Raw genomic sequence first — 12,257 nt, 5'->3', positions numbered from 1 at the left:
ACGTTAGGCCAAGGGTAAAACCATACGCATAGAAAAATGCGCAATAAATTCCGCTGCGGCTTCGAGTAATAGCGGGAGACCTAGCTCTATGCACAGCCTGAGAATAACGCCTACCAAGACAGTCAGATAGCAGGGAATACCAGCGACCGATGCCTAACCTTTTTAAACATTCCACACAACGAGAAAACCACCAAAAGTAAAGGCTCCTGAAACACCGGCCAGATCAATTGGCCGCCGACGCGATGCGCGAAGTTGGCGCTTGGCTAGGCTCCGTCGCGAGGTGTCCGAATTTTGCGTCCAGGCGCGCTCTGGGGCGGATAGATTTGCAAAAATCAACAGTCTGATTCGGCGTTGTCTTCGTCGGTGGGTCGTTCAGTTGACGCCTGCCCTGACAGATGGACCCCTACTACTCTGAGCAACGTTCCGTCTTCAAGTTGGAAGCGGCCATCCCCAAGACGCCAGACCCGCTCCCCGTCGGGCAAGCAATAATGGGAAGAAATGACCTTCCCGGCGGGAGTTGTCGGCCGAAGGCCCCTCTCGATACGATACGAAATGCCGTCGTCGCCCATCGCAATGAATGCCAATAGAGTTTCTGAGTATGCACCCGGCATGCACTCTCCTTCCGATGACACAGATCACAGATCGTTCACGCTAGCAGGGTCCGTCTGAATCCAGCATTTTGCTCGACTTCGCCTTAGGCATGGGAAGTGGCCATCAAGTCACAAGCAGAAGAGGCGCCTTGTACCGGTGGCGGAACCGCGCGGCGACGCTTACCACCCTACTTACCGGCAGAGGGATGATCCATACGCCAAATTGGGTACGGCGACAGGCGACCAAACGGTCCATGTCGCGACACTTGGCCGCCTTTCACGCTTTAAACTGCCAGCCCAAGGCCGCTCGGAAACCTGTTCGAAAAAAGCGTTCCGAAACCCAGACCTTGGTTGTTCCCGGCTCACAACCGTTCCTTACGTTGGCGCCCTGGCTCACTAGCAAATCTGGGACGACAGTTTTCGAACCCGAATTCGGGTATATATGTGCGAAGGGCAGCAATGGGTCGCAATCGGCCGGTCATACCTCAGCGGCCGATTTCGTGAGAGTTCTCGCGCTGCTGGGCCAGCTCGGGCTTTGGTCCGTCGACTGCCTTCTCAACTAGGCCAACTCTTCCGTGGGGATATCGGATTTCCACCGCCTGGCCGGGCACCGCAAGCTGCGCGTTCACAAGAGCAGTTCGACTGTGAAGGACCATTTCTCCGCCACGATCCGTCACTTCTTGGAGGATGTATCGTTCAGTGGATCCCACGACCATGCCATCGTATGTCTGGCCCTGAACGGCAAGGATGGGCTGGGCGTCGTCTCCGAGCACGGCTCTGGCTAGATCCAGCGCAAACTCGCGGTCAAGATCACGCAAGCCCGAAAGGATTAGAGACGCCATGCGACTCGAATCACCCTCGTAAGCTTCGATTGAGGCGCGGGTCATCGCCGCCCGGTCGATCTCTTGCCAGTAGATGCCATATCCAGCGTCACGTGCCAGCTGACCGATGAACTCACGAATACTCCTTCCATTCCCTTCTCTGAACGGATGCAGCACGTTCAACTCGCCGAGGTAATGGCCGGCCCTACTGCTGAATCGCTCGGGTGAAAGTCCCTGCAGGCGCTGGTCACGCGCGAGCGGGCGTGTGATCTGAGGTGCATAGCCTGCGATCTGCTGGTGGCTCGCAAAGCGTGTGGTTCCCTTCGAAATATCAACAGTCCTCAGCTGGCCCGCCCAGTCATACACGTCTCCGAAAAGCCGCCTGTGGATCTGTTGAAGGTGCGCCAGATCAAAATCGCCAGGAACAGGGTTGATCGCGAGCTCATAAGAGCGCACGGCCGCAAATGTCGCCTCCACCCTATCGAGTTCAGCCTGGTCGCTGATCCCGAGCCGGTTGCGAAGGACACCGGTAGTAGGATCGACATATGGATCCTTGGCGTCGCTGGGATATTTGGCCATGGGCGAAGAAAAATGGCCACCTAGAAGGCGGCCATCGCTATTGGTCACTCGTTGGGGTGCGAAAATCGCCCGCAGCGATGCGGGAGCGCAGTGTTTGGATCACGTCCGCAATGCTCAAGGTGCCCTCAGCGACGCGTTCCAGCTCCGCGATTGTCTTCGGGTCGGGCTCCAGGCCTTCCAGACGCTGACTGGCGACCGCGTTCAGGACGGCGCGGCGACGTTCGTTGAGATCAAAGGCAGTCGGCATTGGCGTATCTCCAAGCGTTTCATTTTACCGCAGGGCAATTTCCAAGAGGGACCGCTTGTTCAGGCTCGTCTTTGAGACTTAAACCCGAAAGTCATCCCGGTTGCGGCCTGCCTTCTCGGCGGACGTCAGCCAACGTGGGGCACGGCCGCGGCCGCTCCAGGTTTCACCCGATTCGGGATTGCGGTACTTCGGCGCCACGACGCTTCGAGAATCTGGCCGACGCTGGACGTCGCGGCGCTTAGCGCGCGCCGGCCGATTTCGTGCATAGGCGGTTTGGATATCTTCCGGCGAGATCATGAACTCGTGCATTTGGCCCAGGATTTTCTGTAGCGCGGACGCCCTGCGATTCATGCGAAGCGTGTCAGCCCGGCGCTGCAAGGCCTGAATCTGCGCATTGATTTTGGCCAGAGACTTTTCCATCGGTGGATCCTCTTTCGGTGTTTAGCGGCTAAACAATCTGTCAGGCGTCGCACAGTGCCGGGCGCCAAAGCGCCACGAGTGCCTTGAACTGTTCATGAATCTCGGTCCCGAGGGTATCGGGATATGCGCGTGTTTGGCGAATCAGGCCAATCACGACGAGCATGTCATCGGCTATCTCAGCGTCGACGCTCCAGAAATCGGTCAGGTCAAATCCGCCGCAGCTGGTTGCGTTCCACCACGACAGGAGAAAGTCCGCCACACGTTTGCTTTGGCCAGTATCGCGCTGTGCGACGTTGATGAGGCGTGCCAGGGCATCCGTCCCCTTCTTTCGAAGCCCCGGGTTTGCGCTCTCCCGGCGATGCTGCTCGAGGCGATCCACACTACGTTGGACTTCCTGGCCAACTGCCGGCGGACGTTCGCCTTTTTCGGGAGGAGTGCTTGGCTCTTTTGCGAGGAACACATGGGTCGAACATTGCGCCACTACGGCGCGGGCTGTCGCCTCATCACTCGACGACTGTAGCGTCTCATCCGCCGGTGCATCTGGCGAGTTTTCCTTGGCCCCTGCGGCCTTCCGAATTGCCTTCACTGCCGCACGCGTGGGTTTAGCCTCGGTCGCGGTCAACAGATCTGCGACGGCCTGCGGGTCCTCGCGGTGGGCAATTGCAAGTTCGTTCGCGAGCGTCACATCGTTGACCTTCCCGGCCGCAACAGCTTCGGCGACGGGTTCGGGCAGCGTCAGTAGACCAGCATGATGGCTTACCCAGGCCTTGGATTTCCCGAGTTCACGCGCCAGATCGGCCTGGGTCCAGCCGGCCGACAGTTTCCCGCCAATGAAGTCGGCAATTTCACGGAATGTCAGATTCTCGCGCTGCACGTTCTCAACGACTTGGTCCACGTCATCAAAATCAGGATCCTCAAACCCCGGCACAGACGTAAAACCGGCGACCTTCGCGGCGCGAAAGCGGCGATGACCGTGATTGATGATGAAATCTCCCGGAATGGTCGGGTGCGGGCGCAGCGACAAAGGAGACTTGATGCCGCGCTTGCCCTGGCGCTCGCGACGTTTGAACGATTCCGCAAGTTCGCGGATGCTCTCCTCGCTGTACCCAGGATTACCTTCACCACGCGAGTTCCGCTCATCCTCATGAATGCGACTGATGTCGTACATCCCAGGCTCTCGCGCCTGGGGCTGTGCTCCGTCCAGCATCGCGGCCAGATCGCCCAGACCTGCCAGGTCCAGGCCGCCGACATCACCGTGTTTAGCGGCTAAACTCATTTCGCCACTCCCATCGTTTGCAAGACGTGATGGCCGAGGGCGCGCATCTCCGCGCCTGCTGCCCGTGCCGTTGTCTTCCTGCTCTTCCAGACGGGTTCACCCGCCGCCAGTGCCTCTGCGACGCTAGTGCGCAGGCCCACCACAACTGGTGCCAGAAGCTTGCCGTGCGCAGCTTGTACCTCAGCAAGATGTCTGACCTGGCGGGGGTTACGGCGGTCGACCCGGTTCGGCACGATACCCAGAAAGTGCAGCTTCGGGTTGTGCTGCTTGGCCCCGACGATCACTCGCATCATGTCCTTAATGCCCTCGATGCTGTAGTCCTCCATCTCGACCGGACTGATCACCGCATCCGCGGTGCGCAATGCAGTAATGGTGGCGATTCCGATGCTGGCGGGCGTGTCGATCACGCAGAGATCGAAGCCTCGCTTTTCAAACTCGCGCAGATTCACCGGGAAATTTCGAAGCGCACGTTCGAAGGGCATATAGATCACGTTGGCCAGAAGCCGATCTGCGTGCAGGAGGGAAATGGGGCCCTTGGCTTCGGGAACGACTGGCACCTCGTCGAGGAACAGTGCGCTCGCCGGCACCTCCAGGCGGTGTTGCCGCATGGTCTTGGACAGGTTCCCCGTGTCCAGATCCACCACGAGTGTCTTGAGGCCCTGTTCGGCAGCGTGAAATGCAATGTGAACGGCGTCAGCGGTCTTGCCGACGCCACCCTTGTTTTGTGCGACCACGGCGATTTTCATTGATTTTTCCTTGAGGAGTTTGTAGCTTTGCCGCTCGCGTCGGCAGGCGTATACGCGCGTTTCCAGTGGGACGCGGCGGTTGGACTATTCCTTTCGGGACTGCGTGCTTTGACTCAGAGCGATTACGTTTCCGCTCGCAGCCTGGCACTCGCTCGGGCCAAAGATGTCCGGCCGTATTAACTCGAGGAACATTCTTCGCGCCTTGGGTATTCCTTTCTGTCGCCATTTGCTGACGGAAGGTGAACGGACCTTGCAAAGCCGGGCCACCGCGTTGGTGCCGCCAAGGAGATCGATTTTGTGCGAGTCGGGATGCAGTTCTGTAGTCATGCGCGAATGATAGCCATAGCTAGCTGTTCGCACAAGAAATGTTCGACAGGTTCCCAGCCATGGCTTTCGTAGCTCCGGCTAGCGTGGAGCCATGAAGACACTCTCCGAACGAATGCAAGCCGCACTGAAGGCCTCAGGCAAGTCCCAGGCGGACTTGGCGCGTGCGACGGGAGCTAAGAGCTCCTCCGTCGCCAATTGGGTGGGCGGCCGGACAAAGAACCTCCGTGGCGCGAACCTCGTCAACGTATCCCGCCTCCTCAACGTTTCGGAGGCATGGCTGGGCGCGGGAGTCGGACCTATGGAGCGATTGACTGAAGGCGCCTGGCCTTTCCGTGCCGTTACATCGGAGCAGTGGGACAACCTTCCTCAACCGGTGCGTGAGCAGGCGGAAAGCTATGTCGCCTTTTTGGTCGAAACGCACGCCGCACAGACGATTCCGGGCGATCCTATTAATAAATCGACGGCCGCGCCGTTGACAGAACTAGGTTCGAAGCTGAAGGATGCCCAGACACGGCTACGTCACAATGTAACAAAGGATTCAAAAATTGACGTACTCGACTCTCAAACTGGTTCCGTCCGGAGGCGCGCTGCGCGCACGAGCAACTCGCGCTAAATGCGAGCGCCATACGTGCGCTCTATACGAAACGAAGGCCGATGTGCAGGCCCATGCGCGAGTGGACATCACGCGCAGTGGCGACTTTCGCTACACGGTGAATGCGCCGAAGAAGACGCTGCTCACCCTCATTACCGCTAGCTACATCATGCTAGGCGAGCTAATAGAGCAGCTCCAAGATACCGATTAGACAGGCAGACAAAGCTAGCAGCCTCTTCTTTGCTAGCCTTGGCTATTGACATGAACGCTAGTTATGGCTAAATTGGCATTTGGTCATGAAATTTGCACTTTGTAATTTCGATCCCTTCAAGGGGATCTCTTGCAAAGGGCAATGCCGTGACGCGTTCTTTAAAAATTTGAAAGTGAAGTTTGTCCCGCGCTGTCATTGGGCAGTGCTTGGAGGGGAGACGGCTGCGAGTATGGAAAGCCCCAGGGACGAAAAGAAGCAGCAAAAGTCGATGCGCCTATTGGTGACCCGTGAAGTCCGCTGGCCTACCGGGGCAGAGCAAAAAACAAAAACAGGGTACCCGCCGGTGAAAAGAACCAACGCACATTGATCTCGGAGGTGTCGAGAGAGGCTCAAGAGCCCTGACACCGCTCAAGGTACAGGTGGCGACCAAGTCGCCCCATGCCGAGACCGAGCGCCTAAGCATTATTTGCATGCCCTCCGTGGCGAGTAACGGCGGGGCGAATACCTGGCCGGGACAACAACTGGCCTGCGCCGTGCAAGTCGGCAGGATTCCGCCAGCGTCGTGGTAACTCGCTGGCGGCATCCGAATCGGCGTTCAGCAGTCGACAGGAAGTGTTTAGCAGCTAAACGCCTCCCGGCTGAGCGCTCCGATTCGGATGTGCCCACTCTAGGTCGTTAGCAAGGCCGATACGCCTTCTGCCGTTTGCCGGCTAAACGACGTGCCATCACTTGCAGGAGGGAGGACGACCCGACCTTACGTCGACCTCTGCATCTTGGCGACGCGCTCGCGTTTGCATGTTCCCTCCGCATCCGCCATCTCGCACATGGAATCTTGATGAAGCAATTTTTCGTCTGGACGGTCGCCGCGTTGATCTTCGCGGCGGGCTACGCGCTCTACCTCATCTATTCCGATGTCAAAGACGTCTGCGCAAAACAGCAATTCGTGAGCACAACGCTTTGTGCCACCTTGGGAGGCAAATGATGGACCGCAAGGTTCACCCGGTGGAAATAACGCTCGGTCCCAATAAACGCCCTTACTCCCCTGAGTTTCAAACACAGGACGAATACAAGGACGGCTGGAAGCGCGTACTGCTGATGGCTCATGGAAAGGCGGACGTGCGCTGCACGTGCCCTGGTGCCGGCGACAAGCGCCTGTCAATCCACAGCAGGGCCAACTCCGACAGGTTCCATCTCGCCCGCTTTCCAGAGACGGGTGCCGAGCATAGCGAAGACTGCATCTACTACGGCGTCGACCCCAGCATGTCTGGCCTTGGCTCCTATCGCCGCGGTGTGGTGCAGGAGCTGGATGACGGCGCGGTGAAGATCAAGCTCAAGGTTGGACTGCAGCAGCGTGCGGCTGTCGCGCCCGATGAAAGTGAGGATGCCGGGCCGGCCAAGACGAAGGTCGCCACTCCTCGACCCCGGTCTGGCCAAGCAAGCATGACACTGCTCGGCCTGCTTCATTTCCTCTGGACGCAAGCCGGCCTGAACACGTGGACTCCTGGCATGGAGGGCAAGCGCAATCTCGGCGTTGTTCACCACCACCTGATGCGCATTGCGACATCGACCTATGCTGGCCGCGTGCGACTGTCGCAAAACCTCGTTATTGCAACGCCGTCCAGCTCGGGTCAGCAGGCAGGACACAACAAGGCTAAGAGTCTGGAAGCGATTACACAGCGCCGCCGCCTGGTCATTGTTGCGCCGCTCGCCCAGCATCAGGATGGAATGGAGGGCAGTGAAAGCCTGCCTATCGCTGGTTTTCACGGCATACCGTTCATGACCCTGGACGACGGCATCTGGGCAGCCCTAGAGCGCCGCTTCGGTCGCGAGATTGACGCTTGGCGCGCTGGCAACCCGATCATCGCGGTTGCGCAAACAGATCCGCCGAAATCCTCGGCGGGCAACATGCGAGCGCAGGTCGTGGACATCGCGCTCATGCAGATCACGCGTGACTGCATCCCGGTCAATTCGGGGTATGAAGTTCTGATCGCTGAGAAGCTCGTTGCGGAGAAGCGCCGATTTGAAAAGCCCCTGCGATTCGACGCAGGCGAAGACGCGGTCTTTCCCGACTTTTGGCTGCGCGACCTGCCTGAGCCGATCCCCCTTGAAGTTTGGGGCATGTCCGGCACGGATTACTTGTCGCGCAAAAAGGAGAAAGCTGCGCACTATGACGAAACATTCGGTGCCGGAGGCTGGTGGTCGTGGAATGCCGCGATCGGTGACCCAGTGCCCGAATTGCCGCCCAAAACCGCCTAGATCCTCCCCGTGAGGTGCCACCATTGCCGCCATGGTTCTGCATGAACTGCTTCCGACAGGCGCGGGCGGATGAGTCGACCCCTCGGGAATGCATCCAATTTGAGGTGTTCACGATGCTCAATGCACTTTCCGTGCAGACCACGGATGAAAAGGCGCTCACGCTGCATGAAGCCGCTGAACGCCTCAATGTTTCCTACAGCACAATCTTCAGCTATCGCAAGGAACTTGGATTTCAGCTTAGGGCGCGTGGCGCCTGGCGGATCTGGCCTTCGCGCCTTGCTGCATTCTCGGAAAAGAAGAACAATGTCACCCAGCTATCGCTGCGGGTCTTGGGAGAAGCACCATGCCCATCCGCAAAGATGAAACCTCAGGTATCTGGCAAGTTGATATCCGCGTCCCAGGCCTCCCGCGAGTTAGATGCTCTTCTGGAACATCGGACAGGCAAGCCGCGCAGGAATATCACGACAAGTTGAAGGCTGATTTGTGGCGCCAAGCCAAGCTCGGTGAGCAACCCGACCGCTTGTTCGAAGAAGCCGCTGTACGGTGCCTTCGACTGTGGGACGGCCTGCGAGACTACGACAGCAAGGTCCGGCACATTGCCTACTGGCGCACGCAGTTCTCTGGACGCGCCATTCGCTCTTTAAAATTCGACGAGATTGCGGACAAGCTGCCCACTCACACGACGCACCGTCATCGCAAACCCACTCCAGTCAGCGCAGCTACGAAGAATCGTTATCTTGCAACGATGCGCCGAATGCTCAAGCTATGCGAGGAGTGGGATTGGATCGACAAGTGTCCCAAGTTCGCTGAGTTCGTCGAGCCCGACAATCGAGTGCGCTGGGAACCAAAGGACGTCATCGGCCGGTTGATTAGCGCCATGACGCTCGAATGGATGCGCGACGTGAGCCTGGTCGCAGTTGCCACCGGCATGCGCGAGGATGAACTGCTCTCGCTCAAGCCGAGCAACGTCGACATGCCGCGCTCTAATGCCTGGGTCATCGCAGAAGAGGCGAAGTCCGGCTACGCACGTTCTGTGCCGCTCAACGCGGATGCCCTTGCAGTCCTGCAACGTCGGATTCCCAAGGCGAAGAAGTACGTCTTCGAGAGGCCGTCGCGCGACGGCGTCGTCCGCAAGATCGGTCAGGTCGATGCGCGCTGTCTTCGACGCGCCTGCGCCGACGTTGGCATCGACGATTTTCACTTTCACGACCTACGGCACACCTGGGCCAGTTGGCATGTACAGGCTGGCACGCCACTCATGGTCCTGAAGGACCTGGGCGGTTGGGAGACACTGGACATGGTGCAGCGATATGCCCATCTCGCCCCGTCTCACCTCGCTCACCATTCAGCCACGGTCGAATTTTGGTCAAAGTCAGAACGCAAAGAAAAAACGCCACTTGTAGAAGCGGCGTAAGTTCTTGATACTGCAGGGCTTTGGTGGTGGGTTGTGCGAGACTCGAACTCGCGACCAACGGATTAAAAGTCCGCTGCTCTACCGACTGAGCTAACAACCCGACCGAAGCCAGAAATTATGGCGGATTTCATAGCTTTTGTCAAAAAATGGAGTGGCCGCCAACCTCTTGGCTGTCCGCAGTTATCGGGTAGGTTCAGAGGTTACCCCCTCAGCCCTCCAACACCACTGTACGCGTGGTTCCGCATACGGCGGTTCAGTGGGTATGCTGACGCGATCCACTGCATCGCAGATCGAGACCAAGCCTAACCTCTGGATGTAGGCCTTGGATAACGCCTGCGGCAGGTACGAAGCCCCCGCATTCCCCCAAGACCCACCATATACGCTGGACTTCCACGCCCGTTCCGGGTCGAGCCCGGAGCGGTCAGTCTACGTCACCTCGTCCTTGGCCGCGCTGCGTCGCGCGACCTTGAATGGCTCCGCAAACGAGGCAGGGCTACCTGCGCAATGCGATAGTGGCGCGAGCTGGGGAGATATCAAAATCGCGCTCCCATCGGAGCGGCAACGCCTCGCGACAAATGATCTGTGTACTGGCCCCACTAGGTGCAGCGCAAACCGCTACAACGTAGTCCATCGACGGTTGAAACTGCCAGAAAAGCCAATTCCGCCCGAGCGTTGCGGCGTTGTCGGCAAACACGAGATTGATATCATCGCCATCCAGATCGAAGCTGAATCTTCCGAAATCCATCTGCAGCCCAAGGCCACAAGCTTTCACCAAACTCTCTTTCAGCGTCCATATTTCAAAAAAACGCTGCTCCTGCTTGTCCGCCGACAGCGATCGCAAGCTACATGCTTCTTCTGACGAGAATGCATGATCGACGATATCGAGCGCCGCCGAGCCGCTCGTGTTTTCGACATCGACGCCAAACTTGATGTCGCGACCGACACCCAACACGATGAGTCCCTTGGTATGGCTCACATTGAAATCCAGGCCACGAACTTCATCAAGCATAGGACCGTCGATGCGAGGTCGCCCAAACTGGTCGGCAGCGAATTGCCAAGCCGAAGCTGGCACCTGTGTATAACGAGACAAAACCCATCTCACCAGCACGCGGGTGACAAGGTAGCGATGCCGGTCTCGCGCAAAGCGAAACCGTTCGTGCAGTAACAGTTCTTCGCGTGTCAGAAGAGACCGATATAAATCATCCAACGCCATGCTCCCGGATTCGCCGTAATGACAAAACCAGAGATGAATCTGGTTAGGAGGCAAGCATATGAAATTCATCAGAGCCATAAAATTATTTTGCGCGGCCTGGATACGTCCTAGGTACCGCATAAGCGCACGGGTTGCCGTTCAGACCAAGTGAGTCGCCAAACCACAACGATACTCGAGCGCATCACACGCGCCTGAGCCAGGACGTTTATCTCCCCGGCGGCTTCATTCACTCGTCAGCCGAAATCTTCGCATCCAGATTGCGAATTTTACCGTTACGAATAGTTTCGAACAGCCCCACCATCCAACACATCGGGCAACCCCGGAACAGTATAAATGCACCGAGCACGAGCACAGGCGTAACAAGAACAAACTCCGGATGATACGAAATCAAATACAGCGCCAAGCCAATCAGAGAAAGAGCGCCGAGGCCTTTCAGCAAGTGAGCACCAATAGAACGACTGCAGAACATAGCTTTCCTCATCTATAAAGGAGTTCGGATGAATGCCATCCTTGCCGATATCATTCGTCACCGGCCCAATAGCTGCCAGCCATCAGTTGGTCGCGCATGAGCGCGCGGGCGCGGTGCAAGCGGCTTTTGACTGCGGCGACCGAGATATGCAGTTGCGCCGCAGCCTCCGGCGCAGACAGTTCTTCGATATCTCGCAAGATCAGAATCTCCCTGTAATGCGTCGGCAACGCAACAATCGCCGCGACAAGGTCATGACGTAGTTGAAGCGGCACCGGGGCTTGCTGTAGGGTTTCCTCAAGCGATTCCGATATCGGAACGGTCCTTTTAAAGAGCGAAAACAGTCGAAAGCACTCGCGCTCGACGATCCGAAACATCCAAGCAGCCAGTGCCGACAGCTTGTGCAGCGTGTGGATCTTGGTGTGCAGTTTCCATAGCGCGACCTGAACCGCGTCCTCAGCATCTTCACTGGTCGCGCAAGTGCGACGGGCGAAGCGCTTGAGATCCGGCTGCATCGTAATGAGCAACTGGTTGAGCGCATGGGCGTCGCCTTGATAGGCAGCTTCCACCAACTGAGCATCGAGTCCCATGATCAGTCAGAGCGTTTTATCTTTCGGCCCAGCATTGCGCACATCGGGCAGAAACCGATGAAGCCGGTGCATGCAAACACAACGCCAGCGGCCACCGCCACCCATTTCATGGCTGGCTCCATCGACATGTTGAAGGCGGCAACTATTATGACCAGACCGATGCACAGGCGAAGGGCGCGCTCCCACGGGGGAAGATTCTTCTGAAAAAACATATAACCTCTCTTAGGGTTGAAGGACAAAGTTCCTATGGGATAAGAGGCGGCCGGCGCCGCAAAGGATTCAAAGATCTCCGCGAAATTTGTAACTCCTCTGACGTCTAGAGCAGGGACCCATCCGATTGGGGGCGGCCAGGTACGAAAAAGGCGTCCAGGATTGTTTTTCGCCCTTCCTGCTGCCACGTAGTGCTCGCCCCAGGTCCAGCTCAGTTTCCAAGATAGTGCCGCAGTTCTACATCGGCACCTCTCGACCGCCAGCTACTATGTGTCGCGATGGACACATCGCTCGCACAC

The 12,257-nt window shown here is 57.9% G+C and carries 15 protein-coding genes and 1 tRNA gene; 6 read left to right on the top strand and 10 right to left on the bottom strand.

What is annotated here, in order from left to right; genetic code table 11:
* Positions 1-1,075: 1,075 nt before the first annotated feature.
* The 5 genes from ASE30_RS28725 to ASE30_RS25735 form a co-directional block, all read right to left on the bottom strand.
* Positions 1,076-2,038, bottom strand: a complete 963-nt coding sequence (locus ASE30_RS28725; RefSeq protein ID WP_235515352.1) for a Fic/DOC family protein — start codon at positions 2,036-2,038, stop codon at positions 1,076-1,078.
* The gene (locus ASE30_RS25755) at positions 2,028-2,237 is read right to left on the bottom strand and encodes an antitoxin VbhA family protein (RefSeq protein ID WP_057287124.1); all 210 of its coding nucleotides are present in this window, start codon (positions 2,235-2,237) and stop codon (positions 2,028-2,030) included. The genes ASE30_RS28725 and ASE30_RS25755 overlap by 11 nt, the downstream gene beginning before the upstream one ends.
* 78 nt (positions 2,238-2,315) lie before the next feature.
* Positions 2,316-2,657 carry an H-NS family nucleoid-associated regulatory protein gene (locus tag ASE30_RS25750; protein WP_057287123.1) on the bottom strand — a complete coding sequence of 114 codons (342 nt, stop codon included), beginning with the start codon at positions 2,655-2,657 and terminating at the stop codon, positions 2,316-2,318.
* A gap of 40 nt (positions 2,658-2,697) precedes the next feature.
* Positions 2,698-3,933 (bottom strand): ParB/RepB/Spo0J family partition protein, encoded by a 1,236-nt coding sequence (locus tag ASE30_RS28720; RefSeq protein WP_082601740.1) that lies wholly within the window; start codon positions 3,931-3,933, stop codon positions 2,698-2,700.
* On the bottom strand, positions 3,930-4,679 hold the full coding sequence (locus ASE30_RS25735) for a ParA family protein (protein ID WP_057287121.1): 750 nt from the start codon (positions 4,677-4,679) through the stop codon (positions 3,930-3,932). Before ASE30_RS25735 ends, ASE30_RS28720 begins: the two co-directional genes overlap by 4 nt.
* A gap of 418 nt (positions 4,680-5,097) precedes the next feature.
* Here ASE30_RS25735 and ASE30_RS29100 point away from each other — a divergent pair, with 418 nt between their 5' ends.
* From ASE30_RS29100 to ASE30_RS25720, 6 genes are all read left to right on the top strand, one after another.
* Positions 5,098-5,619: a helix-turn-helix transcriptional regulator gene (locus tag ASE30_RS29100; RefSeq protein WP_156407770.1), complete on the top strand. Its 522-nt coding sequence runs from the start codon at positions 5,098-5,100 to the stop codon at positions 5,617-5,619.
* 275 nt (positions 5,620-5,894) lie between these two features.
* Positions 5,895-6,176 (top strand): hypothetical protein, encoded by a 282-nt coding sequence (locus tag ASE30_RS29095; protein WP_156407769.1) that lies wholly within the window; start codon positions 5,895-5,897, stop codon positions 6,174-6,176.
* A gap of 468 nt (positions 6,177-6,644) precedes the next feature.
* Entirely contained in the window at positions 6,645-6,791 is a 147-nt protein-coding gene (locus tag ASE30_RS29090; RefSeq protein WP_156407768.1) for a hypothetical protein, read from the top strand.
* Positions 6,788-8,065, top strand: coding sequence for a DUF1173 family protein (locus ASE30_RS25725; protein ID WP_057287119.1), 1,278 nt, complete (start codon positions 6,788-6,790; stop codon positions 8,063-8,065). Before ASE30_RS29090 ends, ASE30_RS25725 begins: the two co-directional genes overlap by 4 nt.
* A gap of 113 nt (positions 8,066-8,178) precedes the next feature.
* The gene (locus ASE30_RS29680; protein WP_227741350.1) at positions 8,179-8,538 is read left to right on the top strand and encodes a hypothetical protein; all 360 of its coding nucleotides are present in this window, start codon (positions 8,179-8,181) and stop codon (positions 8,536-8,538) included.
* Positions 8,535-9,479, top strand: coding sequence for a site-specific integrase (locus ASE30_RS25720; RefSeq protein WP_235515351.1), 945 nt, complete (start codon positions 8,535-8,537; stop codon positions 9,477-9,479). Before ASE30_RS29680 ends, ASE30_RS25720 begins: the two co-directional genes overlap by 4 nt.
* Before the next feature lie 24 nt (positions 9,480-9,503).
* Here the strand turns inward: ASE30_RS25720 and ASE30_RS25715 are convergent.
* The 5 genes from ASE30_RS25715 to ASE30_RS25695 form a co-directional block, all read right to left on the bottom strand.
* Positions 9,504-9,579 (bottom strand) — tRNA-Lys (locus tag ASE30_RS25715).
* Between the two features lie 393 nt (positions 9,580-9,972).
* On the bottom strand, positions 9,973-10,692 hold the full coding sequence (locus ASE30_RS28710) for a 4'-phosphopantetheinyl transferase superfamily protein (protein WP_162259939.1): 720 nt from the start codon (positions 10,690-10,692) through the stop codon (positions 9,973-9,975).
* Between the two features lie 226 nt (positions 10,693-10,918).
* Positions 10,919-11,161, bottom strand: coding sequence for a hypothetical protein (locus ASE30_RS25705; protein ID WP_057287116.1), 243 nt, complete (start codon positions 11,159-11,161; stop codon positions 10,919-10,921).
* A 50-nt stretch (positions 11,162-11,211) separates the two neighbouring features.
* Positions 11,212-11,748, bottom strand: coding sequence for an RNA polymerase sigma factor (locus ASE30_RS25700; protein WP_057287115.1), 537 nt, complete (start codon positions 11,746-11,748; stop codon positions 11,212-11,214).
* 2 nt (positions 11,749-11,750) lie between these two features.
* Entirely contained in the window at positions 11,751-11,960 is a 210-nt protein-coding gene (locus ASE30_RS25695; protein ID WP_057287114.1) for a DUF2892 domain-containing protein, read from the bottom strand.
* Between the last annotated feature and the right edge of the window lie 297 nt (positions 11,961-12,257).

Source organism: Achromobacter sp. Root83, from assembly GCF_001428845.1.
In the GTDB taxonomy this organism is placed as follows: domain Bacteria; phylum Pseudomonadota; class Gammaproteobacteria; order Burkholderiales; family Burkholderiaceae_B; genus Achromobacter.
Note: the sequence above shows the minus strand (reverse complement) of the source record. Positions and strands in the feature narration are given on the sequence as shown.

What these genes read in the sequence shown, in the direction of transcription:
- ASE30_RS29090 (WP_156407768.1), top strand. Translation starts at nt 6,645, where the DNA reads ATGAAGCAATTTTTCGTCTGGACGGTCGCCGCGTTGATCTTCGCGGCG.
- ASE30_RS25695 (WP_057287114.1), bottom strand. Translation starts at nt 11,960, where the DNA reads ATGTTTTTTCAGAAGAATCTTCCCCCGTGGGAGCGCGCCCTTCGCCTG.
- ASE30_RS25735 (WP_057287121.1), bottom strand. Translation starts at nt 4,679, where the DNA reads ATGAAAATCGCCGTGGTCGCACAAAACAAGGGTGGCGTCGGCAAGACC.
- ASE30_RS29100 (WP_156407770.1), top strand. Translation starts at nt 5,098, where the DNA reads ATGAAGACACTCTCCGAACGAATGCAAGCCGCACTGAAGGCCTCAGGC.
- ASE30_RS28710 (WP_162259939.1), bottom strand. Translation starts at nt 10,692, where the DNA reads ATGGCGTTGGATGATTTATATCGGTCTCTTCTGACACGCGAAGAACTG.
- ASE30_RS25705 (WP_057287116.1), bottom strand. Translation starts at nt 11,161, where the DNA reads ATGTTCTGCAGTCGTTCTATTGGTGCTCACTTGCTGAAAGGCCTCGGC.
- ASE30_RS25725 (WP_057287119.1), top strand. Translation starts at nt 6,788, where the DNA reads ATGATGGACCGCAAGGTTCACCCGGTGGAAATAACGCTCGGTCCCAAT.
- ASE30_RS28720 (WP_082601740.1), bottom strand. Translation starts at nt 3,933, where the DNA reads ATGAGTTTAGCCGCTAAACACGGTGATGTCGGCGGCCTGGACCTGGCA.
- ASE30_RS25700 (WP_057287115.1), bottom strand. Translation starts at nt 11,748, where the DNA reads ATGGGACTCGATGCTCAGTTGGTGGAAGCTGCCTATCAAGGCGACGCC.
- ASE30_RS29095 (WP_156407769.1), top strand. Translation starts at nt 5,895, where the DNA reads ATGAAATTTGCACTTTGTAATTTCGATCCCTTCAAGGGGATCTCTTGC.
- ASE30_RS29680 (WP_227741350.1), top strand. Translation starts at nt 8,179, where the DNA reads ATGCTCAATGCACTTTCCGTGCAGACCACGGATGAAAAGGCGCTCACG.
- ASE30_RS25750 (WP_057287123.1), bottom strand. Translation starts at nt 2,657, where the DNA reads ATGGAAAAGTCTCTGGCCAAAATCAATGCGCAGATTCAGGCCTTGCAG.
- ASE30_RS25755 (WP_057287124.1), bottom strand. Translation starts at nt 2,237, where the DNA reads ATGCCGACTGCCTTTGATCTCAACGAACGTCGCCGCGCCGTCCTGAAC.